Source organism: Aquicoccus porphyridii (genome assembly GCF_008369105.1).
In the GTDB taxonomy this organism is placed as follows: Bacteria; Pseudomonadota; Alphaproteobacteria; order Rhodobacterales; family Rhodobacteraceae; genus Aquicoccus; species Aquicoccus porphyridii.
Window position 1 is genome coordinate 1 of sequence record NZ_VINQ01000241.1, and the last position, 353, is coordinate 353.

Annotated in this window: 1 protein-coding gene; it reads left to right on the plus strand. The window is 69.4% G+C overall.

Going from position 1 to position 353, the window contains the following annotated elements; genetic code table 11:
* Nucleotides 1-353: heparan-alpha-glucosaminide N-acetyltransferase domain-containing protein (locus FLO80_RS24345; protein WP_149187184.1), on the plus strand; the 353-nt coding region annotated here is incomplete at both ends.

Genomic DNA, 353 nt, shown 5'->3' on the forward strand with positions numbered 1-353 from the left:
GGTGGCGCTGGAACTGACCCTGGTGAACTTCGCCTGGACCTTCCAGTTGCCGCCGACGGTGATCTACCTCCAGGTGATCTGGGCGATCGGCCTGAGCATGCTCGCCCTGGCCGCCCTGCTCTGGTTGCCGCGCCCTCTGCTCGCGGCGCTCGGCGTGCTGCTGGTGGCCGTCCACAACCTGCTCGATCCGCTGCATTTCGCTCCCGGCTCGGCCTGGCACCTGCCGTGGGCGGTGCTCCACGACCGCGGCTGGATCGAAGCGGGCGACGCCCTGCGCCTGCGAACCTCCTACCCCCTGCTGCCGTGGATCGGTGTGATCGCCCTGGGCTATGCCGCAGGCAACTGGTTCAGCG